Annotated in this window: 22 protein-coding genes, 2 tRNA genes and 1 pseudogene; 13 read left to right on the top strand and 12 right to left on the bottom strand. The window is 71.5% G+C overall.

Features of this window, described 5'->3' with window-relative positions; genetic code table 11:
* Positions 1-8: 8 nt before the first annotated feature.
* A tRNA-Arg gene (locus DZA62_RS24935) sits at positions 9-84 on the bottom strand.
* Between the two features lie 65 nt (positions 85-149).
* On the opposite strand from DZA62_RS24935, the gene DZA62_RS24930 reads away from it, so the two are divergent.
* Positions 150-1,109, top strand: coding sequence for a pirin family protein (locus DZA62_RS24930; protein ID WP_116951650.1), 960 nt, complete (start codon positions 150-152; stop codon positions 1,107-1,109).
* 186 nt (positions 1,110-1,295) lie between these two features.
* Here DZA62_RS24930 and trpS read toward each other — a convergent pair whose 3' ends face one another.
* A complete protein-coding gene (gene trpS, locus DZA62_RS24925; RefSeq protein ID WP_116951649.1) occupies positions 1,296-2,351 on the bottom strand; it encodes a tryptophan--tRNA ligase in 1,056 nt (351 codons plus the stop codon).
* 155 nt (positions 2,352-2,506) lie between these two features.
* The gene (locus DZA62_RS24920; protein ID WP_157987890.1) at positions 2,507-3,049 is read right to left on the bottom strand and encodes a hypothetical protein; all 543 of its coding nucleotides are present in this window, start codon (positions 3,047-3,049) and stop codon (positions 2,507-2,509) included.
* Between the two features lie 270 nt (positions 3,050-3,319).
* Here DZA62_RS24920 and DZA62_RS24915 point away from each other — a divergent pair, with 270 nt between their 5' ends.
* The 3 genes from DZA62_RS24915 to DZA62_RS36515 all read left to right on the top strand — a co-directional run bounded on the left by DZA62_RS24915 (position 3,320) and on the right by DZA62_RS36515 (position 8,556).
* Complete coding sequence (locus DZA62_RS24915) at positions 3,320-7,651, top strand: DUF4011 domain-containing protein (RefSeq protein WP_116951647.1); 4,332 nt, start codon at positions 3,320-3,322, stop codon at positions 7,649-7,651.
* Between the two features lie 242 nt (positions 7,652-7,893).
* Complete coding sequence (locus DZA62_RS24910) at positions 7,894-8,352, top strand: CBS domain-containing protein (protein ID WP_116951646.1); 459 nt, start codon at positions 7,894-7,896, stop codon at positions 8,350-8,352.
* Positions 8,353-8,418: 66 nt separating this feature from the next.
* A complete protein-coding gene (locus DZA62_RS36515) occupies positions 8,419-8,556 on the top strand; it encodes a hypothetical protein (protein ID WP_172885702.1) in 138 nt (45 codons plus the stop codon).
* A gap of 171 nt (positions 8,557-8,727) precedes the next feature.
* Here the strand turns inward: DZA62_RS36515 and mscL are convergent, their stop codons facing one another.
* From mscL to DZA62_RS24885, 5 genes are all read right to left on the bottom strand, one after another.
* The gene (mscL, locus tag DZA62_RS24905) at positions 8,728-9,114 is read right to left on the bottom strand and encodes a large conductance mechanosensitive channel protein MscL (protein ID WP_116951645.1); all 387 of its coding nucleotides are present in this window, start codon (positions 9,112-9,114) and stop codon (positions 8,728-8,730) included.
* A gap of 76 nt (positions 9,115-9,190) precedes the next feature.
* Positions 9,191-9,817: an SAF domain-containing protein gene (locus DZA62_RS24900; RefSeq protein ID WP_116951644.1), complete on the bottom strand. Its 627-nt coding sequence runs from the start codon at positions 9,815-9,817 to the stop codon at positions 9,191-9,193.
* A gap of 81 nt (positions 9,818-9,898) precedes the next feature.
* A complete protein-coding gene (locus tag DZA62_RS24895; protein ID WP_116951643.1) occupies positions 9,899-10,231 on the bottom strand; it encodes an FmdB family zinc ribbon protein in 333 nt (110 codons plus the stop codon).
* Between the two features lie 410 nt (positions 10,232-10,641).
* Positions 10,642-11,223: a hypothetical protein gene (locus tag DZA62_RS24890; protein ID WP_116951642.1), complete on the bottom strand. Its 582-nt coding sequence runs from the start codon at positions 11,221-11,223 to the stop codon at positions 10,642-10,644.
* Positions 11,220-11,807, bottom strand: coding sequence for a hypothetical protein (locus DZA62_RS24885; protein ID WP_116951641.1), 588 nt, complete (start codon positions 11,805-11,807; stop codon positions 11,220-11,222). Before DZA62_RS24885 ends, DZA62_RS24890 begins: the two co-directional genes overlap by 4 nt.
* 196 nt (positions 11,808-12,003) lie before the next feature.
* Between DZA62_RS24885 and DZA62_RS24880 the strand changes: the two genes are divergently transcribed.
* On the top strand, positions 12,004-14,532 hold the full coding sequence (locus DZA62_RS24880) for a penicillin acylase family protein (protein ID WP_116951744.1): 2,529 nt from the start codon (positions 12,004-12,006) through the stop codon (positions 14,530-14,532).
* Positions 14,533-14,600: 68 nt separating this feature from the next.
* Here the strand turns inward: DZA62_RS24880 and DZA62_RS24875 are convergent, their stop codons facing one another.
* A complete protein-coding gene (locus DZA62_RS24875; protein ID WP_232827598.1) occupies positions 14,601-15,197 on the bottom strand; it encodes a 5-formyltetrahydrofolate cyclo-ligase in 597 nt (198 codons plus the stop codon).
* Between the two features lie 67 nt (positions 15,198-15,264).
* Between DZA62_RS24875 and galU the strand changes: the two genes are divergently transcribed.
* The 8 genes from galU to DZA62_RS24835 all read left to right on the top strand — a co-directional run bounded on the left by galU (position 15,265) and on the right by DZA62_RS24835 (position 20,862).
* Positions 15,265-16,206 (top strand): UTP--glucose-1-phosphate uridylyltransferase GalU, encoded by a 942-nt coding sequence (galU, locus tag DZA62_RS24870; RefSeq protein WP_116951639.1) that lies wholly within the window; start codon positions 15,265-15,267, stop codon positions 16,204-16,206.
* Positions 16,207-17,433, top strand: a complete 1,227-nt coding sequence (gene glp / locus DZA62_RS24865; RefSeq protein WP_116951638.1) for a molybdotransferase-like divisome protein Glp — start codon at positions 16,207-16,209, stop codon at positions 17,431-17,433. It abuts the gene before it with no gap.
* Positions 17,430-17,906, top strand: coding sequence for a cyclic pyranopterin monophosphate synthase MoaC (gene moaC, locus DZA62_RS24860; protein ID WP_116951637.1), 477 nt, complete (start codon positions 17,430-17,432; stop codon positions 17,904-17,906). The genes glp and moaC overlap by 4 nt, the downstream gene beginning before the upstream one ends.
* Entirely contained in the window at positions 17,903-18,391 is a 489-nt protein-coding gene (locus DZA62_RS24855) for a MogA/MoaB family molybdenum cofactor biosynthesis protein (RefSeq protein WP_116951636.1), read from the top strand. The genes moaC and DZA62_RS24855 overlap by 4 nt, the downstream gene beginning before the upstream one ends.
* Entirely contained in the window at positions 18,388-19,005 is a 618-nt protein-coding gene (locus DZA62_RS24850) for a GNAT family N-acetyltransferase (protein WP_116951635.1), read from the top strand. The genes DZA62_RS24855 and DZA62_RS24850 overlap by 4 nt, the downstream gene beginning before the upstream one ends.
* Before the next feature lie 149 nt (positions 19,006-19,154).
* Positions 19,155-19,787 (top strand): YceI family protein, encoded by a 633-nt coding sequence (locus DZA62_RS24845; RefSeq protein WP_116951634.1) that lies wholly within the window; start codon positions 19,155-19,157, stop codon positions 19,785-19,787.
* A 93-nt stretch (positions 19,788-19,880) separates the two neighbouring features.
* Positions 19,881-20,738, top strand: coding sequence for a divisome protein SepX/GlpR (gene sepX, locus DZA62_RS24840; protein ID WP_116951633.1), 858 nt, complete (start codon positions 19,881-19,883; stop codon positions 20,736-20,738).
* 51 nt (positions 20,739-20,789) lie between these two features.
* Positions 20,790-20,862: transfer RNA gene (locus DZA62_RS24835), tRNA-Ala, on the top strand.
* A gap of 40 nt (positions 20,863-20,902) precedes the next feature.
* Here the strand turns inward: DZA62_RS24835 and DZA62_RS35935 are convergent.
* The 3 genes and pseudogenes from DZA62_RS35935 to DZA62_RS24830 all read right to left on the bottom strand — a co-directional run bounded on the left by DZA62_RS35935 (position 20,903) and on the right by DZA62_RS24830 (position 23,784).
* A complete protein-coding gene (locus tag DZA62_RS35935; RefSeq protein ID WP_157987888.1) occupies positions 20,903-21,235 on the bottom strand; it encodes a hypothetical protein in 333 nt (110 codons plus the stop codon).
* A 75-nt stretch (positions 21,236-21,310) separates the two neighbouring features.
* Positions 21,311-21,430: pseudogene (locus DZA62_RS36510) on the bottom strand (IS3-like element ISAar45 family transposase); the annotation flags it as partial.
* 1,217 nt (positions 21,431-22,647) lie between these two features.
* Entirely contained in the window at positions 22,648-23,784 is a 1,137-nt protein-coding gene (locus DZA62_RS24830; RefSeq protein ID WP_116951632.1) for an MrcB family domain-containing protein, read from the bottom strand.
* Positions 23,785-24,076: the final 292 nt, after the last annotated feature.

Genomic DNA, 24,076 nt, shown 5'->3' with positions numbered 1-24,076 from the left:
TGGTCAGATGGTGCCCCCGGCAGGATTCGAACCTGCGACCCTCCGCTTAGGAGGCGGATGCTCTATCCCCTGAGCTACGAGGGCGGGCTGCGCCAGTCTATCCGGCGCGCACGGGCAGTGACGGCGGGTCGGCGTCTACGCTCGACAGGGTGAGCAACCTGGATGCGCGCCCGGCGGAGACGCGGTGTCATGCGGCCGATCACAGCGGCCCGGCCAGTCGGCTGCTGGAGCCGCGAGACGTGCCGTTGGGCGGGATCCGCGCCATGCGGGTCAGCCGCACGCTGCCGCACCGCGAGTTGCCGACCGTCGGCGCGTGGTGCTTCCTCGACCAGTTCGGGCCGCAGCACACGGACATGGTCGTGCTGCCGCATCCGCACACGGGGCTGCAGACGGTCACCTGGCCGGTGCGGGGCGAGATCCACCACCGCGACAGCGTCGGCAGCGACGTCGTGGTGCGGCCGGGGCAGTTGAACCTGATGACCAGTGGGCCGGGCATCGCACACTCGGAGATCTCGCTCGGCGAGGCGCCGTTGCTGCACGGGCTGCAGCTGTGGGTCGCGCTCCCGGAGACTGCTGCCGTGACGCCGGCGTTCGAGCAGCACGCCGACCTCCCCGTCTACGAAGGTGACGGCGTGCGGGCGACGGTGGTCGTCGGGGAGCTGGCGGGCACGACGTCCCCGGCGACGACGTACAGCCCGCTGCTCGGCGCCCAGCTCGACGTCGAGGGCGGCGCGACGCTGCCGTTGCGGCCCGACTTCGAGCACGCCGTCCTGGTCCTCACCGGGCGGGCGACGATCGCCGGGACGCCGCTCGAGCCGGGGCCGCTGCTGTACCTCGGCACCGGACGGACCGAGCTCACCCTCCAGGCGCACGACGACGACACGACGCTGTTCCTGCTCGGCGGCGAACCGTTCCCGGACGACCTCGTCATGTGGTGGAACTTCGTCGGCCGCAGCCACGAGGACATCGTCGCCGCACGGGAGGAGTGGGAGCGGGCGGACCAGCACCGTTTCGGCACCGTCGCCGGGCACGGCACCGACCGCATCCCCGCCCCACCACTCCCGCCGCTGCGCCTCACCCCGCGTCGCCGGCGGCCGCACACGAGCTGAGCGGGGCCGTACTCTCCGGGCCCTTCTGCGCGATGACGCCTGCGAAGCGCACCGGAGCGGAGGATCGCCAGCCCACCGAGCTGCCTCAGCCCGGTGAGCAGCTGCCCTGACGATCAGTCGGACGCCGGGGGCGCGTCTGGTGATCCCACCATCACCCGACGCGCCGCCACCCGCCCGGACGTCTCTTCAATAGGCCGTCATCCCGAGCGCTTCTTGCACGTCCGCCAGCGTCGACTCCGCGATCGACGACGCCCGCGCGGCGCCCTGGGACAGCAGCGACCGCACGAGCCCGGCGTCGGCCGCGTACGCCGCCCGCCGCTCGCGCACCGGCCGCAGCTCCTCGTTCACGACGTCGGTGACCAGTGCCTTCAGCAGCGCCGACCCGCCACCGCCGACCTGCGCCGCGACCTCCTCCGGCGCGATGCCGAGGCAGAGCGCCGCGATCTCCACCAACGACGCGACGCCCGGCCGCTCGACCGGGTCGTAGGTGATGTCGCGGCGGGCATCGGTCACCGACCGCCGGATCAGCCGCGCCGTCTCGTCCGCCGTCGCCTTCAGCGCGATCGCGTTGCCGCGGCTCTTGCTCATCTTCCGACCGTCGACGCCGAGCAGCCGCGGCGCGGGGGACAGCAGCGCCTGCGGCTCCCGGAACACCGCCCGTCCGCCGGCGTACCGCTCGTTGAACCGCCGCGCCACCAGTCGGGTCTGCTCGACGTGCGGCAGCTGGTCGTCGCCGACGGGGACCAGGTTGCCGTGGCAGAACAGGATGTCCGCCGCCTGGTGCACGGGGTACGTCAGCAGCAGCCCGCTGATCGACGCCAGGCCGGACGCCGCCGCCTCCTCCTTCACGGTCGGGTTGCGTTGCAGTTCGGCGACCGTCGTCAGAGACAGGAACGGCAGCAGCAGCTGGTTGAGCGCCGGCACGGTGCTGTGCGCGAACACCGTCGTCCGCTCCGGGTCGATGCCGGCGGCGAGGTTGTCCAGGACCACCTCACGCACGTTCGCGGCGATCTCGCCGGGCGCCAGCCGGTCGGTGATCACCTGGTAGTCGGCGACGACGAGGAAGGTCTCGACGCCCTGGCGCTGCAGCCGGACGCGGTTGAGCAGCGTCCCGAAGTAGTGCCCGAGGTGCAGCGGGCCGGTCGGCCGATCGCCGGTGAGGACGCGGTACCGCGACGGCGCCGCCGCCACCTGGTCCGGATCGGCCAGCAGCGGGCTGTCGAGAGTGGTGGTGAGGGTCATGACGCTCTCCGTCTCGGTGGCAGGGCCACCGCGAGAGCTGTCACCTGATCGGCCGCCGTCGCGGCGGCCGATGAACATGCTGAAGTGGGCCGCCTACGAAGGCAGCCACCACACCAGCACGAGGGACTTCACCCCTCCACCTTACCGCGCCGACGTCAGCCGATCGGCGCGCAGTTCACCCCGAGCTGGGTCATGCCGGCGACGAAGCCGGCCGTCAGTTCCGCGGCCTGGGCAACCTGCTCCGGGGGCGCCTCGGCAGTGCTGTCCGTCAGCGCCGTCCACGCCTGCGCGGCCTGGTCGCCGGCGGCGACGGTGGCGCTCGCCTGCGCCTGCTCGGCCTCCTCAGCCGGCAGCGGCACGTCGTGCACGGCCGCGACCAGCGCGCTCGTGCCCGCTTGGACGGCGCCGAGGTTGGCGACGTCCAGCCGCGCCTCGGGGCCTTCCGCCATGATCGGCTGTTCCGCTGCCACGGTCGTGCACACGTCGGTGATCGCGGTGGTCCAGTCGGCGAGCGTCCCGGACGGACGCGGATCGCGGTCCGCCGCGGTGTCCCCCGCTCCGCCGCTGGACGCGACCAGTACCACGCCCAAAACGGCCGCCACCAGCAGGAACACTGCCGCCACCCCGAGGGTGAGCCTGGTGCGACGCGGCGGTGGGCGGTGGGCGACAGCCGAGGGGACATCCTCGAGCAGTTTCACGACTCTCACCTTTCGAGCCTGACTTGGTTCCGGTCTCCTCTCCGTGCCGGAACCCGTGCCCCCCGTGGACCGGCGCCACTCTAGGCCATGGCACCGGCCGGCATGGCATGTACCCGCTCCCGTGAGGATATCCGTCCGGGACAAACCGGACAGCCTGCGGTTAAACCTTTGCGCACGTGTTCGGCTTGCCTCCACACATGCGCGGGCTCGGCGAACTAGCCTCCGGGGTGTGAGGCATCCGGTACCCCAGCTCCCGATCACGTGAGCGCGATGCGCAGCGACGCCGTCGCCGGCCCCGTTCCGACCCGTGCGGAACTGGTCGCGCACGCCGTCGAACGGTGGAGTGGCGAGCTCGCCGCGCTCGGCGGGCGGGACCCGCTGCTGTCCTATCGCGACCTCAAGGTGGGGACGCTCGACCTCGCGGCGGCCGAGCCGGAGGCGCGCAAGCTGCTGCTCGAGGGCGAGCCGGTCCTCGTCTCCAAGCTGTTCCCGTACGAGCCACTGCGGACGTCCGCGCTGCGGTCGGTGCGGGCCATCCGCGACAAGTCCCGCGAGCTGGCCGAAGAGCGCGGCATCGCCGTCTCCTACCTTGCCGTCGGCATCGCGACCTGGGCGAACCCGTTCGCCGCGCGCCGTCCGACGGCGCCGGTCATGCTCCGCTCGGCGATCGTCGAGGCGCGCGACCCGGCCGAGACCGACTTCACCATCACCATCGCCGACGACCCGTTCGTCAACCCGGTGCTGCTGTGGGCGCTGGACTCCCAGCTCGGGCTGCGGTTCGCCACCGACGACCTGCGCGACCCGGCCGGCCGGCTGCGGTACGCGACGGTGGTCGAGCGGCTGCGCGAGTTCGCTCCGCCGCACGTGGTCGACGGGTTCGCCATCGCCCACCGAGCGGTGCTCGCGACGTTCACGACGGTTCCGCTGGCGCTCAGCCGCGACCTCGCCGCGCTCGGCGTCGACCTGCAGGGCAACGACGTCGTCGCCGCGCTGGCCGGCGACTCCGCCGCACTGTCCGCCGTCGCCCGCACCGGCAGCCCGGCCGAGCTGCGCTATCGGGTCCTCGACGCCGACAGCGAGCAGGACGAGGTCGTCGCTGCCGCCGCCGGCGACGGTCACCTGCGGGTCGCGGCCGCGCCCGGCACGGGCCGCACCCAGACCGTCGCGGCACTGGTGTCGGAGCTGGTCGGACGGGGCCAGCGGGTGCTCGTCGTGGGCGAGAAGCGCATCGTCCTCGACGACCTCGTCGCCCGGCTCGACTCCGTCGGCCTGCGCGACGTCGTCCTCGACGCGGGGCGCACGGCCCCCGCTGCCGCCGCTCAGCAGATCGCCGAGACCGCCCGCCGGCTGCGGCAGGCCCGGCCCGGCGAGTTCGAGCACATCACGCCGGGAACCGCCGCCACGCTGGGGACGGAGCTCGACGGCTACCGCGACGCGATCCACGCGATCCGCCAGCCGTGGGGCTCCACGGCGCACGAGGCGATGGTGCTGGTCGCGACGGCGCAGGAGTTCGCCCGCACGTCCGCGCGGGTGAACCCGGACGTTCTCGCACGGGCCGGCAGCACGGCGCACGTCCGGCTGCAGCTACGCGACTTCGCGAACATCGAGGGCCTGACGCTGACGGAGTCCGGGTCGCCGTGGTTCGGCTCCGACGTCCCCGACATCCGGGCCGCCGACGCGCTGCTCGGCACCGTCACGGAGCTGCGCGAACGGGCACTGCCACGGCTGAAGAACGCCTCCACACGGGCCGCCGTCGAGGTCGGGCTGGCCGGGCCGAGCAGCGTGGCGGAGTGCCTCGAGACCGTCGACCTGCTGGCGTCGGTCGGACGCACCATCGAGACGCTCGGCGCGCAGATCTGGGACGAGCCGCTCGCCGAGCTGGCCGCCGCCACCGGCGACCGCGCCTACCGCACGGCGCAGGGCGCCGAGCCCGGCTTCTTCGCCCGGCGCAAGCTGCGTAAACGGCTCGCCGACCTCACCGGCAAGGGGAGCCGGCAGCACCGTCCGCTGCTGCACGAGGGCCTGATCGCCGCGCAGCAGCAATTGGCGACGTGGCGCGAGCGGTCGCGCGACGGCAAGCCGCCGCGCACCGGTCCGCACCTGGCCAACGCCGTCGACGCCGCCAAGGGCGTCCGGCACGCGCTCGCGACGCTGGCCGACGGCAACCCGCGCACCGCCGACTTCGAGCACCTGTCCTTCGCCGACGTCGCGAAACGCCTCGACGAGCTGATCGCCGACGCCGGTCACCTGCGGTCGCTGCCGCGGCTGTACGAGCTGCAGGCCGAGCTGTCCGCCGCCGGGCTGGACGACCTCATCGCCGAGCTGCGGCGCCGCGGGATGAGCGCCGACCAGGTCGAGGCGGTCTTCGACTACGCGTGGTACTCCTCGCTGCTGGATCTGTGGCGCTCCACCGACCCCGCGCTCGGCCGGTTCGACCGCTACGCGCACGAGCGGCGGCTGGAGGAGTTCCGCGCCGCCGACATGGTCGAGGTGCGCGCCGCCGCCGGCCGCGTGCTGGAGGCGCGGCGGGGCCGGTTCGCCGACGTCGCGTCCGAGCACGAGGGCCAGGCCGCGGTGCTGACGGAATCGCCCGACGGCGCACTACCTGCGACGCCGCGCGCGCTCGTCGAGGAGGCACCGGACCTTGCGCTGGCAACGGTGCCGTGCTGGGTCACGTCGCCGCTGGCGGTCGCCGAGTTGCTGCCCCCGCGGCCGCTGTTCGACGTGGTCGTGGTCGAGGACGCCGGACGGCTCGCCGTCGCCGAGGCCGTCCCGGCGCTGGCCCGTGGCGCCCGCATCGTGCTCGTCGGCGACGACGACGTCGCGCGGCCGCCGTTCACCACCGCCGTCGAGCCCGCGCCGGACCCCGACGAGCAGGAGGGGCCGTGGGCGCAAGACCCGCCCGCCTCCGTCGTCGACCTGCTCCGCGATGCGCTGCCCGAGCGGCTGCTCACCGGGCAGCACCGGGTCCGCGACGACCGCCTCGTCGGCTTCGCCGCCCGAACGACGCATGCCGACCGCCTGACGCCCGTCCCCGGCGTCGGCGGCACCGACCGCGTGACCATGGAGACGGTTGACTCCGACCCGATCGCCGAAGACCCCGTCGACAGCTCGTCCGACGAGGTCAGCCGGGTCGTCGAGCTGGTCCTCGACCACGTCCGCAAGCGCCCGCACGAGAGCCTCGGCGTCGTGACGCTCGGGCCGCGGCACGCCGAGCGGCTGGACGCGGCGCTGCGGCACGCGCTGATCCGGGCGCCCGAGGTCGCGCCGCACCTTCGTGGCGACCGCGCCGAGCCGTTCTTCATCAAGGACGTCGAGCGGGTCTCCGGCGACGTGCGCGACGCGATCATCCTGACGCTCGGGTACGGGCGGTCGGTCGACGGCCGCATCCTGTACCGCTTCGGCGCCCTGGGCCGGCCCGGCGGCGAACGGCGCCTCAGCGCGGCGACGCTGTGCTCGCGCGAGCGGCTCACCGTCGTCGCGACCTTCGGCGCCGAGGACCTCAGCCCGCGGCGGCTGACCACGCCCGGTGCACAGGCGCTCGGGCAGTTCCTGGCGTACGTGCAGCAGGGCCCGCAGCCCGACTGGGTCGAGGGTGCGACGGCGGCGCCCGGCCGCTCCGGCGTGCTCGCCGAGACCGTCGCCGAGCGCCTCCAGGAGGCCGGCGTCGAGGCGGAGATCGTGCTCGGCCACGGCGGGCCCGGCGGTGTCGCCATCGCGGTCCGCCACCCCACGCGGCGGTCGCGGTTCGTGCTGGCGATCGAGACCGACGGCGAGACGTATGCGGCGAGGCGCAGCGCGCGCGAGCGGGAGCGGCTGCGGCAGGAGCAGCTGACACGGCTCGGCTGGGCAGTGCACCGCATCTGGTCGGCGGCCTGGGCGGCCGACCCGGACGCCGAGACCGAGCGGTTGCTGGCGACGTACGAGCAGGCCGTCAAGGATGCCGACGCCTACGACTGGGCGGTCGCGGCGGCCGAGGCGGACATCGTGGCAGGGATGCCGGAGGACGAGCCGGTGCCCGCGCGGGGTGCGGTCGGAGCGCAGCGGCCGCCGATCGGGCAGCGGTCGCTGGCCGGCAACGGGCCGAAGGGTTCGGAGGCGCAGGCCGAAGGGGCGCAGTCCACGGGGGTGGCCGACGCCGAGGGCACGGGTGAGCAGGCCGCGGGCGCACCCGACACGGGTGCGTCGGAGCCTGCCGCATCCTCGGGCGGCGGCTCGTCGGGCGGCGGCTCGCCGGCCGGATCCGCCGCGTCGCCGGCCAAGTCGGGCGGGACTGGCGAGACGGCCGAGAGCGGCAAGCCTGCCAGCGGATCGGCCGCGGCCTCGGCTGCGCCCGCCGCGGCCGCAGCCGAGGCGGAGCCGGAGCCGGTGCGTCAGGGCAACCGTCCGCTCATCGTCAGCGGCCGTTCGGTCAGCGACTACACCGGTCGCGAACTGGCCGCGCTGGCCCGCTGGACCGAGTCCGACGGCCTCGCCCGCCGAGTGGACGACGTGGTCGGGCTGCTCGCTGCCGACCTCACCCTCGACATCGACGACGCTCGCACAGCCGACGTCCTGCGTCACGCGGTGCGGGTCGCTCGGGCCGGGTCGCCAGCCGCATAAGCCCGCTCCCTCGCCCCATGATCACGGGGACGGCCTGCGTTGCCGAAGGCGAATCGCCCAGCCGGCTCCGTCCGCTGTTTGGACGTCGTCCGGTCATACGAGGACGGCGGGGACCCGGGCAGCCGCAGAAGGCGACCGAGCGCTGATCTCACGGATCCGGAAATCCGTCGCCGGTCTCACAGGAACCTGTTCTACGCTGGTGATCTTCCAGCAGATGAGTCGTTCAGGGGGAGCAGAGAACCGTGCGCGTCGACGAGATCATGACCAGTGCCACCATCACCGACTCCACCACGGGGACGCTGCGTAGCGCGGCGGAGCAGATGTGGAAGCAGCAGACCGGGTCGGTGGTCATCGTCGACGGCGAGGCGATCGTGGGCATCGTCACCGAGCGCGACGTCATGCGGGCGGTCGGCCGGGGCGCCGACCCCGACAAGGCGCCCATCGAGGACGTCATGACCCGCGACGTCGTCACCGCCGAGCCCGACACACACGTGCGCGAGGCGGCCCGGCTGATGGCGCAGCACTGGATCCGCCACCTCCCGATCGTCGACGACGGCAAGCTGGCCGGCATCCTGAGCCAGCGCGACGTCATCGGCGTCTTCGCGGCACTCTGGTACGAGACCGGCGTGCCGGAGATCGACGTCGACAACCTGGTCCGGCAGCGCCGGCTGGCCCGCGTCGAGGCGGGCGACCTGGACTGAACCGGCCGATCGAACGGCCGGCAGCGGCGCCGGCTGGGGGCTCGAGCAACGAGAGGAACCACGGGCATGAGCAGCGCATCCGGCTGGGAGGACGACCTCGAGGTCCTGCCCGACACCACCACCGACGAACGTCCCACCGGCTGGGGCGACGACGACGCCTCCAACGACGCGCGACTGCTCGAGGAGCGTCCGCCGCACTGGTGACCCGCCGACGGGCCCAGATCGTGGCGACCGGCCGACTTCGATAGCCGTCGTCGCGTTTCGCGGGCTTTTTTGGATGTGAAGCGGACGTCCCGCTATCGAGGTCGGACGAGCCTCGCCGACATCGTCAGGGGCGCCGCCCGCTCGGGACGGCGACCCCCGGCCGATCGGTGGTCAGACGCGGTCGCGCAGCGAGTCGCGGATCTCGCGGAGCAGCAGGATCTCCTCGGCGGGCACGTCCTCCTCCGACTCCGGGTCGTTGGCCCGCAGCTCGCGCATCTTGTTGATCGGCACGACGATGAAGAAGTAGACGGCCGCCGCGACGCAGAGGAAGTTGAAGACCGCGGCGAGAATCACACCGATCGAGAAGTCGGCGTCGTTGATCGTGAAGTTGCCGACGGCCGCGAGGTTCGGCTGGCCGAAGATTGCCGCGATCAGCGGGTTGATGAAGCCGTCCACCAGTGCGTTGACGATGCCCGTGAACGCGGCGCCGATGACGACCGCGACCGCCAGTTCGACGACGCTGCCCCTGCTGATGAAGTCCCTGAAACCCTTGAGCATCCGCTATCTCCTTCTCCCGTGCGAGGACGCTTGGCCGGGCACACCTTAGCCGCTGAAGGCCCGTGATCAGGGGAGATCACGACACACCGACGGTGAACGAGAGCCGCGAGGTGACGGCCGCGGCGGCGAGGTCGGCGGCCTCGGCGGGCGTGGCCGCGACGAGGACCAGCGCGCCCTCGGCGAGCACTGCGTCGCCCGCCGGGGGAACCGTCAGCACCGGCACGTCCGCTGCGACGACGTCAGTGCGCGCCGCGCCGTCCAGCGCCGTCGCCAGCAGGTCGATGTGGTCGCCGGGACGCAGGTATCCCGCGGCCCCGGCGTCGGCCACCCGCACGGGTGCCGCGACGACGTCCGCACCCCAGCCGTCGAGCAGCCCGGGTCCGAGCAACCGCCGGTCGGTGATCGGCTCGCCGGCCCGGACGGGCGCCGCGAGCAACGCACCCGCCGCCTCGGCCCGCGCAACGACCTCGTCGGGGACGGCATCAGGAGGCAACGCCGCGACGGCCAGATCGCCGTCAGCGAGGACGGCGCCGCCCGGCAGATCGCGGGCGGCGACCACCACGTCGACGGTCGGCGGCGCGGCGGGCGACGCGGCCTGGATGGCGAACGCGACGGCGGCCGCGGCCAGCCCGGCGGCGAGCAACCGGCGATGCCAGCCGGCCGCGCGGCTGAGGCGCTGCAGGGCGGAGCGGGGGTCGTCCATGCCGACGACGCTAGGTGCTGCGGAGATCGCCGAACCGGTTGTCCACAAGCCGAGTTCGGGCGAACCCTGCCTGTGGACGGATCAGGCGGCGGGGGAGGACGCCTTCGAGCCGGAGGAGGAGTCCTTCGAGGTCTTCGTGGACGAGTCGCTGCTGCTCTTGGCGGAGTCGCTCGATGACGACGAGGAGTCTTTGCCGTTGCTGGTGCTGCTGCTCGCCGGCGTGCTGGACGTCGTGGTGGAGCGGCTGTCGTTGCGGTAGAAGCCCGAGCCCTTGAACACGACACCGACGGCGGAGAACACCTTGCGCAGGCGGCCACCGCAGGCCGGGCACTCGGTGAGGGCGTCGTCGCTGAACTTCTGGACGGCCTCCAAGGGCTCGCCGCAGTCAGTGCAGACGTACTGGTAGGTGGGCACGCGTGGATCCTCCCGGGTCACCGTCGAAGGTCGACGGCTCTTAGCACTCTCAACCCTCGACTGCCAAGAATAATGCCCGCTCCGACACGACATTGTCCACGCGGGCACCCACGGCCCGTTCACGCGGGCACCTACTGCTGGTTCGCGCGGGCACCTACTGCTGGTTCGCGCGGGCACCTACTGCTGGTTCGCGCGGGCACCTACTGCCGGTTCGCGCGGCGGACCCGCGGCCCGCTCCCGCGGGAGTTCCATGGCCCGCTCCCGTGCGGATTCACGGCCTCGCTCGCACGGGCGTCCAACGACCGATCCGAGCGCGGACCCACGACGCGCCCAGCGAACTCAGCCAGTGGTAGACCCCTCCCCGCTCGGGTGGGACCCCAACCCTACGGGTGGGTACGGACAGCCGCGCGTCACAGCTGCACCGCGACGACCACTCCGACCGCGGCGACGGCCCAGAGCACGCTGGCCAGCGTGCCGATGATGAACCGCTCCGCCGCCGCCGGCCGGCGCAGCTCCGGGTAGCGGCCGAGCCCTTTGACGCCCAGAACCAGCGCGAGTCCTTCGGGCCAGCCGGCCAGGAGGGTGACGGCGACGGCGACCCGTTCGAGCGCCCCGATGGACGTGCCGCCGCGCAGCGTCTGCGGGTCGGACACGTTCGCTGTCGCGTCGCCACCCGGGCCGTCCTCATCGGAGGCGGCCCTGACGCCGCTGGTACCCCGGTCCGCGACCCGCAGCAGCGCCGTCGCGATCACGCTGCCACCGGTGACGGCGGCGACCACCGCGGCCGCTCGGGCGACCCCCAGAAGTCCGTCGCCGGCCGGGTCGCCACCGAGTCCGAACAACGCCGCCGCGACGACCAGCACGATCGGCACCGCGGCCGCGGCCAGCCAGGTTCCCGTCCCCGCCGTCGGCCGGCGATGCTCGACGGCGTACCAGACGACGGCTCCGGCCACGGCCGCGACGGTGAGCAGGACCACCGCCACCACGGTCATGCGGCCTCCCGGAGCAGCCGCGCCACGACCGGCCGGGCGTCGCGTTCCTGCTGCCAGAGCGCGACCGAGAGCCGCTGTCCGACTGCCTGCCGGCTGACGCCCAGGATGTCGGCGGCCTCGGCGAACGTGTGCCCGGCCTCGACGAGGTCGATGGCGGCCCAGCCTGCGGTGCTGCGCCGCGTGATGACGGCCGCGATGAGGGTGAGGACGGCGTCGGCCTCCTGCGCGCGCCCGGCCTCGGGTCCGGCGACGGCGACGTGCTGCGGGCGCAGCTTGGCGGCGTCGAGCGCCTCGCGCGCGTAGATGAAGGCGGGGCCGCGCGCCGATCGCGTGCTGCCGGGCAGCGGCTCCTCGACCGGCCCCGCGCCGATGCCGATGCTCCACGCGTCGACCCGCATCAGCAGCCGCGCCGCGTCGACGGCCGCCTCGGGCTCGGCCAGCACCCCCTGGAACTCGTCGCCTGCCGTGCGCTCGAACGGCAGCAGCGGCTCGTGGACCAGCTGCTTCACCGTGGACAGGGCGTCCTCGACCAGGTCGCGGCTGCGGCGGCTGCCGCGCTGGTCGACGGTCAGGACGAAAGGCACAGTGCAAGGCTAAGACCTGGCGTCCACCTCCGCAAGGCTGAAACCTTGCTTCTGGCAATGAAAGGCCCAAAGCTTGCCGCCCATCACGGCTGCCGGGACGTCCGGAGGGAACGGGACGACGGCGGTCAGGCGGCTGTGACCGGTCGCCTACTCTGTCCCGGTGACTCGTCGCCGCATCGCCGCCGGGCTCGCCGTCCTGGCGGGTCTGGTCGTGCTGGCGCTCGTCGCCACGGCCTCCGTCGGCGTCTGGTCCGTCCGCCGTGCCTACCCCGAGTACGAGGGCACCGCCGAGATCCCGCGCCTGACGGCCGACGTCGAGGTCATCCGGGACGAGAACGGCATCCCGCACATCTACGCCGACACTCCGGAGGACCTGTTCCGGGCGCAGGCGTACGTGCACTCGCAGGACCGCTTCTGGCAGATGGACTTCCGCCGCCACGTCACGTCGGGCCGGCTCTCGGAGCTGTTCGGCGAGGACCAGGTCGACACCGACGCCTTCGTCCGGACGCTCGGCTGGACGAACGTCGCGCGGGCCGAGCTGCCGCTGCTCAGCCCGGAGAGCCGGCGCTACTTCGACGCGTACGCCGACGGCGTCAACGCCTGGCTCGACCACACCGACGGCGGCGAGCGCGGTCTCGCCTACACGCTGCTCGGCCTGACCGGCGGTGACGACGCGCCGAGCCGCTGGACTCCGGTCGACTCCCTGAGCTGGCTGAAAGCCATGGCGTGGGACCTGCGCGGCAACATGCAGGACGAGCTGAGCCGGTCGCTGGTCGCGGCCGGCGGACTCTCGGCCGACCAGGTCGAGCAGCTCTGGCCCGACTCGCCGAGCGACCTCACACCGCCGATCGTCCCCGACGAGTACGTGTCGCCGCGGCTGCCCGACGCGCTCGTCGGGACGGACGGCGCGGCGGCGCCGCTGCTGCCGGCCGCCGCCGAGGCGATCCAGCGCGCCGCCGACGGCCTCGACGCCGCACCGGTCACGTTCGGCGACGGTGACGGCGTCGGCTCGAACTCGTGGGTGGTCGCCGGCGACCACACCGAGTCCGGCGCGCCGCTGCTGGCCAACGACCCGCACCTGGCGCCGTCGATGCCGTCGATCTGGTACCAGGTCGGCCTGCACTGCCGCGACGTCGGCCCGGCCTGCCCGTTCGACGTCGTCGGCTACTCGTTCGCCGGCCTGCCCGGCGTGATCATCGGCCACAACCAGGACGTCGCGTGGGGGTTCACCAACCTCAGCCCCGACGTCACCGACCTCTACCTCGAGCAGGTCCGCGGCGACTCCTACCGTGTCGGCGACGACTGGGTGCCGATGGAGGTCCGCGAGGAGACCATCCGCGTGGCCGGCGGCGACGACGTCACCATCACGGTCCGCGGCACGCGGCACGGACCGCTGCTGTCCGACCGCGACGACGACATCGAGGACGTCGGCGAGCAGGCCCGGGTCGAGGGGGAGCCGCCGCCGGGTGACGGCTACGAGGTCGCCCTGCGCTGGACGGCGCTCGACCCCGGCCGCACGGCTGACGCGATCTTCGCGCTGAACCGCGCCACCGACTGGGCGTCGTTCCGGGCGGCCGCGTCGCTGTTCGACGTCCCGTCGCAGAACCTCGTCTACGCCGACACCGACGGCAACATCGGCTACCAGGCGCCCGGGCGCATCCCCGTCCGCACCACGTACGACGGCCGCTACCCGGTGCCGGGCTGGACCGGCACCTACGAGTGGGCCGGCTACATCCCGTTCGCCAGCCTGCCCAGCGTCCTCAACCCGGCGCAGGGGTACGTCGTCACGGCGAACCAGCCGGTCACCAGCGACCGCTATCCGTTCCTGCTCACCGGCGACTTCGACCCCGGACACCGGGCCGGCCGCATCAACGAGCTGCTGGGCGAGCGGGTCGACAGCGGCGAGCCGCTCGACGCCGCCGACATGGCCGCGATCCAGGTCGACGCGCACAGCGACGCCGCCGACATCCTGGTGCCGTACCTGCTGGAGCTCGAGGCGCCCGAGGGCTACTACGGCGACGGCCTGCGGCTGCTGCGCGACTGGGACCGGTCGATGACGGCGGACTCCGCGGCGGCCGCCTACTTCAACGCCGTCTGGCGCAACCTGCTCGAGCTGACCTTCCACGACGACCTGCCCGAGGACGAGTGGCCCGACGGCGGCGGCCGCTGGTTCGAGGTCGTGCGCAACCTGCTGGAGGCCCCCGGCGACCCGTTCTGGGACGACGTCGACAGCGAGAACGTCACCGAGACGCGCGACATCATCCTGGTCGAGGCGGCCCGCGACGCGCGCGACGAGATGACCAGGGAGCAGGGCAAGGACTCGTCGACGTGGGAGTGGGGCCGGCTGCACGCGCTGGAGCTCACCGAGCCGACGTTCGGCACGTCGGGCATCGGGCTGGTCGAGTGGATGTTCAACCGCGGGCCGGTCGAGGTCGGCGGCGGCGGATCCATCGTGCTGGCCAACGCGTGGGACGCCGCCGAGGGCTACGAGACGGTGTGGTCGCCGTCCATGCGGATGATCGTCGACCTGGACGACCTCGACGCGTCGCGCTGGATCGACCTCACCGGCATCAGCGGGCACCCGTTCCACGACAACTACTGGGACCAGACCGAGCTCTGGCGCGACGGCGAGACGCTGCCGATGCGCTGGGACGAGGACTCCGTCCGCGACGCCGGCGAGTTCACGTTCACCTTCCAGCCGCCCGAGCCGTCGGCGTCGCCCTGACCCCCGTGCCCATGATCATCAACCTTCTGTGTCGTCAGAGCAGCACAAAAAGTTGATGATCATGCGAGTCAGCGCAGCCGGTGCAGCCTGGACGGGGTCGCGGCGGCGTCGACGGGGACGTCGTGCGGCTCGCGGGGGACCGGCATGTCCAGCACCTCGCCGTCGTGCAGCAGCACGCAGGTGAACGCCGGCGGCGACACCGCGAGCAGCCGGGCCAGGACGCGGTCGTACGAGCCGCCGCCGCGGCCCAGCCGATGACCGCGCCGGTCGACGGCCAGCCCGGGCACCAGCAGCACCGGCGCCGTCGTCACCGCCGCCGGGCCGAGCCGCTCGCCGTCCGGCTCCAGCAGCCCGCGCGCGGCCGGCGCCAGGTGCTGTGGTCCGGTGTACCGGGCCCAGTCGAGGTCGCCGTCGGGCAGCAGCACCGGCAGCAGGACGTCGACGCCGTCGTCGCTGAGCGCCTCGACCAGCGGGCCGGTGCCGGGTTCGCGGCCCACCGACACGTACGCGGCGACGGTGCCCGCGGCGGCCACCTCGGGCAGGCCGCGGACGACGTCGCTCAACCGGCCCGCGGCCCGGGCGAGCGCCGTCGCGTCGAGTTCGCGGCGCCGGGCCAGGACGCGCTCGCGCAGAGCCCGCTTGGCCTCGCGCACCGTCGTCGTCACCCTTTTACCGTAGGCCGACCGCACGTCGCCCTTCTGACTGTCCGGCGGTCTTTGTAGGGTGACGCCCATGACTGCAGCGCGAACGGGACAGCAGGGTTCGGCCGGCGCGGTGACGAAGGTGGTCATTCCGGTCGCGGGTCTCGGAACGAGGTTCCTGCCGGCCACCAAGGCGACGCCGAAGGAGATGCTGCCGGTCGTCGACAAACCGGCCATCCAGTACGTCGTCGAAGAGGCGGTCGCGGCGGGGCTGTCCGACGTGCTGCTGGTCACCGGGCGCAACAAGGACGCCATCGAGAACCACTTCGACCGCGCCTGGGAGCTCGAGAAGGCGCTCGAGGCCAAGGGCGACCAGGAGCGGCTGCGGCGGGTCATGAAGTCGCAGGTCCTCGGCGACATCCACTACGTCCGCCAGGGCGACCCACGCGGCCTCGGCCACGCCGTCCTCTGCGGTGCGCTGCACGTCGGCGACGAGCCGTTCGCCGTCATGCTCGGCGACGACCTCATCGACCCACGCGACCCCCTGCTGCCCCACATGCTCGATGTCCAGAAGCGCTACGGCGGCAGCGTCATCGCGCTCATCGAGGTCCCGCCGGAGCTGGCGCACCTCTACGGCTGCGCGTCCGTCGAGCCGGCCGAGGACGACGTCATGCGGGTCACCGACCTCGTCGAGAAGCCCGAACCCGGCACCGCGCCGAGCAACCTCGCCGTCATCGGCCGCTACGTGCTGAACCCCGCCGTCTTCGACGTGCTGCGCCAGACCGAGCCCGGCCGTGGTGGCGAGATCCAGCTGACCGACGCGCTCAAGACGCTGGCCGGCATGCCCGCCGAGCAGGGCGGCGGCGTGCACGCGGTCGTGTTCCACGGCCGCCGCTACGACACCGGCGACCGTCTCGACTACCTCCGCACCATCGTCAGCCTGGCCAGCGAGCGCAGCGACCTCGGCGGCGACTTCCGGGCCTTCCTGCGCGAGTTCGTTGCGCAGCTTCCGCCCGAGGTTGAGGATGACTGAGTGAAGCGTGTCGCCGATCATCTCTCGGACATCCTCGCGGCGGTCCGGCCGCTGAGCGAGCTGGACTTCCAGCTGCTCGACGCCCACGGCTGCGTTCTCACCGAAGACGTCATCGCGCCGTGGTCGTTGCCACAGTTCGACAACACCGCCATGGACGGCTATGCGGTCCAGGCCGGCGACGTCGTCGCGGCGAGCGCCGACGAGCCGGTCGAGCTCCCCGTCGTCGCCGACATCCCGGCCGGTGACACCCGCGTCAACGCCATCGGCCCGGGCCTGGCCGCGCGCATCATGACCGGCGCGCCCGTGCCGTCCGGTGCCGACGCCATCGTGCCGGTCGAAGACACCGACGCCGGCGCCGTGCGGGTCCGCATCACCGCGCCCGCCAAACCCGGCGCGCACATCCGGCGGGCCGGTGGCGACGTCCAGGAGGGCGACGTCGTGCTGGGCGCCGGGACGTACCTCGGCGCCGCGCAGATCGGGCTGCTGGCCGCCGTCGGGCGCGACCGCGTCGTGGTCCGGCCGCGCCCGCGCGTCGTCGTCATCTCCACCGGCAGTGAGCTGGTCGAGCCCGGGTACCCGCTGACCACCGGGCAGATCTCCGAGTCCAACTCGTTTACGCTGACCGCCGCCGCGCGCGAGGCCGGCGCCGTCGCCTACCGCGTCCCGCCGGTCCCCGACGACAAGGACCGCCTGCTCGGACTCATCGAGGACCAGCTGATCCGCGCCGACATGGTCATCACGACCGGCGGCGTCAGCGCCGGCGCCTACGACATCGTCAAAGAGGTGCTCTCCGGCCTGGGCACCGTGAAGTTCGACAGCGTCGCCATGCAGCCGGGCAAGCCGCAGGGCTTCGGCACCATCGGCGACGACCAGACGCCGATCTTCGCGCTCCCCGGCAACCCGGTCAGCGCGTTCGTCTCGTTCGAGGTGTTCGTGCGGCCGGCCATCCGCAAGATGCTCGGCTCGCCGCGGCTGCACCGTCCCAGCGTCAAGGCCGTGCTGCAGGAGCGGCTGCGCTCGCCCCAGGGCCGGCGGCAGTTCGCCCGCGCCCGCGTGCAGACCGCGCAGGACGGCTCGCACCAGGTGCGGCCCATCGGCGCGCAGCAGTCGCACCTCATGGGCGACCTCGCCTACGCCAACGCGCTGATCGTCGTGCCCGAGCACGTCACCGAGGTCGCGGCCGGCCAGGTCGTCGACACCGTCCTGCTGGAACGGCGACGCGAATGAGCTCGTCCGGCTTCACGCACCTGGACGACCAGGGGGCGGCGCGCATGGTGGACGTCTCCGCCAAGGACGTGACGGTCCGGACGGCGACAGCGTCGGGGCGCGTGCTGGTCTCGTCGGCCGTGGTGGCGGCCTTGCGGTCCGGCGACGTCCCCAAGGGCGACGCCCTCGCCGTCGCGCGGCTGGCCGGCATCATGGGCGCGAAGAAGACGCCCGACCTGATCCCCCTGTGCCATCCGCTCGCCCTGCACGGCGTCGACGTCACACTGACCGTGGCCGACGACGCCGTCGTGGTCTCGGCGACCGTGCGGACGGCCGACCGCACCGGCGTCGAGATGGAGGCGCTCACGGCCGTCGCGACAGCCGCGCTCACCGTCGTCGACATGGTGAAGTCCATCGACAAGGGCGCCGTCATCTCCGACGTCCGGCTCGAGGAGAAGACCGGCGGTAAATCCGGGACCTGGCGGCGAGCATGAGAGCACTGGTCGTGACGGTCTCGACGCGCGCGGCCACAGGTGTGTACGAAGATCGCGGCGGCCCGCTGATCGTGGCCGGGCTGGCCGCGGCCGGCTTCTCGGTGTCCGGGCCGGTGGTCGTGCCCGACGGCGACGAGGTCGAGGCCGCGCTGCGCTCCGGGGTCGCCGACGGCTACGACGTCGTCGTCACCACAGGCGGCACGGGGCTCAGCCCCACCGACCACACGCCTGAGCAGACCCGCCGCGTCCTCGACGCCGAGGTCCCCGGGCTGGCCGAGGCGATCCGCTCCTACGGGGTCGCGCAGGGCGTGCCGACCGCCGCCCTGTCGCGCGGCGTGGCCGGACGGGCTGGCCGCACGCTGATCGTCAACCTCCCGGGCTCGCCGGGCGGCGTGCGCGACGGTCTCGCCGTCCTCGCGCCGGTCCTTCCGCACGCCGTCGACCAGCTCCGCGGCGGTGACCATCGTCCTGGAGGTGCGGGGTGAGGTCGCGGTCGACCCGGCTCGGCTGGCCGGTCGAGTTACACGAGGGCCCGGTCGGGTTGCGGCCGCTTCACGCCCGTGACCTGCGGGTATGGACGGAGATCCGGCAGCGCAGCGAGTCGTGGCTGCGGCCGTGGGAGGCGACGCCCCCGCCGCCGGCCGAGCCGTACATGATGAGCTTCCGGCAGATGGTCCGGCTGCACGCCGCCCAGGGTCGCGCCGACGAGTCGCTGCCCTGGGCCGTCACGTACAACGGGCGGCTGGCGGGGCAGCTCAACGTCTCGAACATCATCTGGGGCTCGGCCCGCATGGGCACCATCGGCTACTGGCTCGACGTCGACCTCGCCGGCCACGGCATCATGCCCACCGCCGTCGCCATGGCCGTCGACTACTGCTTCTTCGTGTGCGGGCTGCACCGGCTCGAGGTGAACATCCGGCCCGAGAACCGCGCGTCGCTGCGCGTCGTCGAGAAGCTCGGCTTCCGCGAGGAGGGGCTGCGGCCGAAGCTGCTGCACATCGACGGCGAGTGGCGCGACCACCGCTCGTTCGCACTGACTGCCGAGGACGTCCCCGAGGGCCTGCTGCGACGGTGGCGTTCGTCGCGTCTCGCTCCCTGAGTCCCTGACCGGGGCCGCCGCTGAGCTGCGGCGATGACGCGGGGTGACCGTTTCGACGGGTTATGTCACTATCTGCGGTCCTTTGACTGTGCGATTATTGCTCGGTACCGCAATGTGGCGATGTCGAATCGATGCTCTCGGGGGATTGCATGAACGACTCTGCTGGCGTGCGGCTCTGGAACGGAGCGATGCTTCCGACTCCCGGGGTCTTCCAGATCGATCCCGCGCACACCACAGCCGGTTTCGTCGCCAGGCATCTCATGGTCACGCAGGTGCGGGGCCGATTCGAGAAGGTCGAGGGCACGGTGCACATCGCCGAGGACCCGCTGGACTCGTCCGCGAACGCCGTCATCGACACGGGGTCGATCACCACCGGCGCCGCCGAGCGTGACGCGCACCTGCGCAGCGCCGACTTCCTGGACGTCGAGGCGTTCCCGAAGATGAGCTTCATCTCCCGCCAGGTGCATGGTGGCGCGACCGGGCCGAAGTGGGCGCTCGTCAACGGCCAGATGGTCCGCCGCCGCCGCGGCGGCTCGGGCAAGTTCGTGTGTGTCGGTGAGCTGACGATCAAGGGCGTGACGCGGCCCATCGAACTGGACGTCTCCATCGACGGCGTGAAGGGTGACCCGTGGGGTGGCGAGCGGCTCGCGCTGTCGGCGACGGGCGAGATCGATCGCGAGGCGTACGGCATGACCTGGAACGTCGCGCTCGAGGCCGGCGGCTGGCTGGTGTCGCAGAAGGTGCAGATCGAGATCCGGGCACAAGCGATCAGAATGACCTGACGCCCCTCTGGTCACATCCGTCACGTGCGTTGCGGACGACACACCGGGGCAGGTCCAACGAGTGAGTTGCCTTGCACCGTAGCGTTTTGTGGCATGGGGTACAGCGGTCTCATCTATGCGGCGATCGTCGCAGCGTGGGCCGCCTTTCTCGTGCCCCGCTGGGTTCGCCGCAACGAAGAGGTCGAGCGGGCGCGTGAAGCAGACGTCGAGCGTGGGGTCCGCGTGTTGTCGCGTCGGGCGGGTCCGCCGCAGGCCCCCCATGGCGCTGTGACGCTGCCGGCTCCGGCTCCGGTCGCCGGGTCGCAGGCCGCGGGTGCGCCTGCTCCTTCTGCGGCCTCGGTGGTTGCGCCGCCCGATGACGTCTTCGCGGTGGCCGCCCGGCGGCGCCGCCGCATGCTGGGGATGCTCCTGGCCCTCCTCGTCGCCTCACTTGTCCTCGTCGTCCTCGGCCGAGTGCCCGCATGGGCGCCGTTCGGGCCCGGCGCGCTCCTGGTCCTCTTCCTTGTCGTCGCCCGCCGCGCCGCTGTCGTGCAGTCCCGCCGGCGCCGCACCCAGGCCCGCCGGGCGGCCGCTCAGCGCCGTTCAGACGCCCGCGAAGCCGCCGTCGTGTGGGCCACGCCCGCTGAGGCCGAAGAGGGCGCCACTCGTCGCCTGGTCCTCCCCGACGAGGTGGTGGCCGAGGTCGCCTCGCCTGGCGAAGGTGAGGAGTGGTCGCCCGTCCCGGTGCCGCTGCCGACCTACCTCACCAAGCCCAAGGCCACCCGCGCGGCCGCCCGCAAGATCGACCTCAGCCAGCCGGGCGCCTGGACCTCCGGCCGCCTCGACCCCGCGTCGTCCATCCAGCTGCCCCACCGTGCCCCCGACGAGCGCCCCGCGGCGTCGTCCGAGCCCTCCGAAGCCGCCGGCTCGGCGGAGGTCATCGAGGAGCGCCGCCGCGCCGTCGGCGACTGACGCCCGATTGGGTCTCGGGCCGGTCCTGATGGTAAAGTCGCGGAGGTTCCAGGGGCTGTGGCGCAGCTGGTAGCGCACCTCGTTCGCAACGAGGGGGTCAGGGGTTCGAGTCCCCTCAGCTCCACAATCTGATGAGTCGGGACATCGGTCTGGGATGTCTCAGATCATCGTTCATATCGGCGGGAGTTCGGCAAGCGGCCGGGCTCCCGTTGTTGGTTTCGCCAGTAGGTGCGGGTCGGGTGGATGGTGTGGGTGGCGAGGATTTCGCCGGTGGCTCGCTCGACGACGGTGACCTGATGTTCGGTGATCAGGATGGTGACGGCCTTGCGGGCGTGGGTGATGCCGAGGTGGTGCATGTGTCCGGCACGGCGTAGGGAGAGCTTGCCGAAGCTATCGACATGGTCGAACCGGACGCGGTAGAACCCGGCGATCGTGGTGTTGTCGGGTCGGGGCCTTCGGTCGTGCGGTGTGAACCGGCCTGGGTCAGGTGGAAGCACGATCTAACCACCGAGAGGGAGCAGTGCCTTCACCGAAGAAGTAGGGTCTGCTGTACGAGTAGGTGACAGCGGTTCTCAGGCGCCGATTGCGGCCTGGGCGGTGTTGATTGTCTCGTATTCGATGGGCGTGAGGCGTCCGAAGCGGGCTTGGCGGCGCCGGCGGTGGTACGTGCGTTCGATCCAGGTGATTATCGCGCGGCACTGGTGCACGAATCGGTGGCAGGCGTGGGGTCATGCGGCCCGATTTCGAACTGGCCGTCCTTCCGTCGCCAGCGTAGGAACGCCCGCCGATTGGCCTGATCCTCGTGACCTGATTGAGTTTCGAAACCAACACTAGATCTACTCGGCTAAGAACATGGGCAGCTCAGCAGCGAAAGCCCGGGCGGCTTCGCCGTTGTTCTTGACCCAGAGCGCGGCCAATGTGGCGAGGGTTTGGCTTCGACCGGAACTGAGACGCCAAGCCGTTGGATCATTCGTGTGCGTCCGATCTTTCTAGTCCGCTAAACGCCCGGTCCACCTCAGCAACATCGCGGCCGAGTGCATCAGCAAGATCCTGTGGTGCGCCACGCGCCTCGCGGAGCATCACATCCGGCCGGTTACACCTGGCAGGAGATGAGCTGGGTGCGCAGCCTCGCCCGCCTGGTCGCGTTGGTCCCCGTCATATACGAGCGCGTGTCGAATTCGCGCTGCCCTGGAGTCCGGTAGGTGCTTGCTAAGTCCGCTCAGGTACCCGCTGCCACCGCCCCAAAGGACTTGGCTCCGCTGAAGCAGCCGAGGATCGTGCTCGCCGAGGATTGCACGGACCAAGTGGTGCGCGGTCTTGTCCTCGCTATAGACGACTGTGTCGACTATAGACGGCGGCATCAAGCCCTTCCAGATCGACCCATTGTCGCGGGAGTGGACGACACGCGTCTCGCCGTCAGACCCCAGTTCTACCCAGGGCGAACAACTTTGCTTCGACGGCCAAGCGAATCAGTTCCTCGGAGTGAGACGCGATGATCCGTCGCCACCTGCGGGGTGGGGCGAGCCGCCCCGGCCTCATAGAGGCTGGTCGCCTTCTCGGTCTCGGTCTGGGTGAGCCTCTGTCTCGCGGAGCCGGACGGCGTGGCGCCGGAGATGTGCCAGCACTAATGCGACTGTGGATCGCGAAGCGCTCGCCCACTCTTTGGTCGTCGCGCCGGCCTCGTGGGCGCAATCCAGCTCGCTCGCCTGCGCTTGGCTCGGAAGGGGCGGTACCTTGCCAACTGCATCCGCGACGGGCTCTCGTGAGTCGCGAATTGAGGGACTGAGGCTCTCAGGGATATTGTAGTGGCCCTTTGGTCAGAAGAAATGAATCGCCTTGCGGGCTTGGTGCAGATCCTCAACGTCTTTGCGGAGGTTCGCCATTGAGATCCAGGCCGGCGCGCCGCCACTTATTCATGCGTGTGGCGAAACGCGTCCAGATCAAGCAGCATTCCTTCGCTCGTTTGGATGAGGTCGACCTTGTACGCAAGGGGTACGACGGCACTGTCGATGATCGACCAGGGGTGCGCGAACCGTACCCGACCTCCCGTGGCGACGGGTTGGTTCCCAGTGCGATCGAGCTCGATGGAATGTACGACAACAAGCGCGTTATCGGGATGCATTCGTTGATGTAGCTCTAGTTCCGCTCGAGTGATCAAGATCGCCTCGCCATGTGACGTCGTGCCCTTAACTTCCACGGAGATCTCCTTACCACCTTCATCAATACAAATGAAGTCGCAGGATTCCGTGGAGTGGACGTCGTGATATTGCCAGCCGCGGCTCCTGAACAATTCCTCGGCTACCGCCATGGCACGCATCTCAATGGCACGTCGGTCAGCAGCAGACTGGTGGAATCCCTGGCCGCGCTGCTGTTGCGTCAACGAGCCCGTGCCGATCGCCACGGCATGAGCGGCGTCTAGCAACTCAGGGGGATCTTCAATGCGCTCGACCGCGCCTTGGTGATCCTCCGCCTCGTACAACGTGTTGAGCAAGTTCAGAAAGATGTCCAGATCGCGCGCCAGAATGGGCTCGTCCGGAACCGCTCCTTGGGAGTATTCGACGGCAAGAACGTTGCCTAGCTCGTATGATCGCCCAAGATCGCGTCCGCGGGAATCCAGGTTGATGTGCCACGTGAAGGGTCGATCGATAGTCGTTGCATGACCGATCGTGCGGTGTGCCCAAGCAACGCGCTCCTTTATTTCCTCATCGGGCCTCGGGTTCAGAGCGCCGGGCAATCGCGTGCCTTGATTGAGAGAAAGGAAGACGCGCCCGCCCCCGGCTGCAAAGAGGTAGACCACGTACCAGCCCTTGGTCGCTCTCGGCGCGAGGGCCGGATCGAAGACCCGAAACCACGGTACTGCGGACTTCGAGCCCGAACCGTCGCTGCCGTTCGCCGCCAGGGCGCGGCCGAACCGACCGACGAGCCTGGACCGGAGCCACGCAGGTGCAGCTTGACGAACCAGCTTACCGCGCCGCTCCATAGCTGGAGTGCTCTTGCTTGACCACTCCCGTTGCAGGAGGAGGACTTCTTCCAGCAATGCACGCATACTGCGAAAGCCTAGCTGTGCGGCATGCAACGGCAAACTATTCTCCACCAAATCATCATGCAAGCAATCGAGTCCGCGAGGTCGTCGTTCTCGCTAGCTGTCGACCGCCCAGCTCCGTGGGACCTGCTATTGCTCGGGGTGACGACGAGCTGTGGGCGGCCGGCGGTGGGCCTGGGTAGTGCCGGCGCCGTTGCCGTGACGACCCACGCGGCTGATGACGCGCAGGTGCATGTGCGATGCGGCGGGGCCACGATCTGGGCACCAGACGCGCCAGAGGGTTCACGCAGAGCAC

Source organism: Jiangella endophytica, from assembly GCF_003427025.1.
Taxonomy (GTDB): domain Bacteria; phylum Actinomycetota; class Actinomycetes; order Jiangellales; family Jiangellaceae; genus Jiangella; species Jiangella endophytica.
This window is presented reverse-complemented; position numbering and strand designations above follow the sequence as displayed.

Excerpts from the sequence above, each read along its gene's own strand:
- galU (WP_116951639.1), top strand. The coding sequence starts at position 15,265 with ATGACTGCAGCGCGAACGGGACAGCAGGGTTCGGCCGGCGCGGTGACG.
- DZA62_RS36515 (WP_172885702.1), top strand. The coding sequence starts at position 8,419 with ATGAGCAGCGCATCCGGCTGGGAGGACGACCTCGAGGTCCTGCCCGAC.
- sepX (WP_116951633.1), top strand. The coding sequence starts at position 19,881 with ATGGGGTACAGCGGTCTCATCTATGCGGCGATCGTCGCAGCGTGGGCC.
- DZA62_RS24845 (WP_116951634.1), top strand. The coding sequence starts at position 19,155 with ATGAACGACTCTGCTGGCGTGCGGCTCTGGAACGGAGCGATGCTTCCG.
- mscL (WP_116951645.1), bottom strand. The coding sequence starts at position 9,114 with ATGCTCAAGGGTTTCAGGGACTTCATCAGCAGGGGCAGCGTCGTCGAA.
- DZA62_RS24915 (WP_116951647.1), top strand. The coding sequence starts at position 3,320 with ATGCGCAGCGACGCCGTCGCCGGCCCCGTTCCGACCCGTGCGGAACTG.
- moaC (WP_116951637.1), top strand. The coding sequence starts at position 17,430 with ATGAGCTCGTCCGGCTTCACGCACCTGGACGACCAGGGGGCGGCGCGC.
- DZA62_RS24890 (WP_116951642.1), bottom strand. The coding sequence starts at position 11,223 with ATGACCGTGGTGGCGGTGGTCCTGCTCACCGTCGCGGCCGTGGCCGGA.
- trpS (WP_116951649.1), bottom strand. The coding sequence starts at position 2,351 with ATGACCCTCACCACCACTCTCGACAGCCCGCTGCTGGCCGATCCGGAC.
- DZA62_RS24900 (WP_116951644.1), bottom strand. The coding sequence starts at position 9,817 with ATGGACGACCCCCGCTCCGCCCTGCAGCGCCTCAGCCGCGCGGCCGGC.
- DZA62_RS24830 (WP_116951632.1), bottom strand. The coding sequence starts at position 23,784 with ATGCGTGCATTGCTGGAAGAAGTCCTCCTCCTGCAACGGGAGTGGTCA.
- DZA62_RS24855 (WP_116951636.1), top strand. The coding sequence starts at position 17,903 with ATGAGAGCACTGGTCGTGACGGTCTCGACGCGCGCGGCCACAGGTGTG.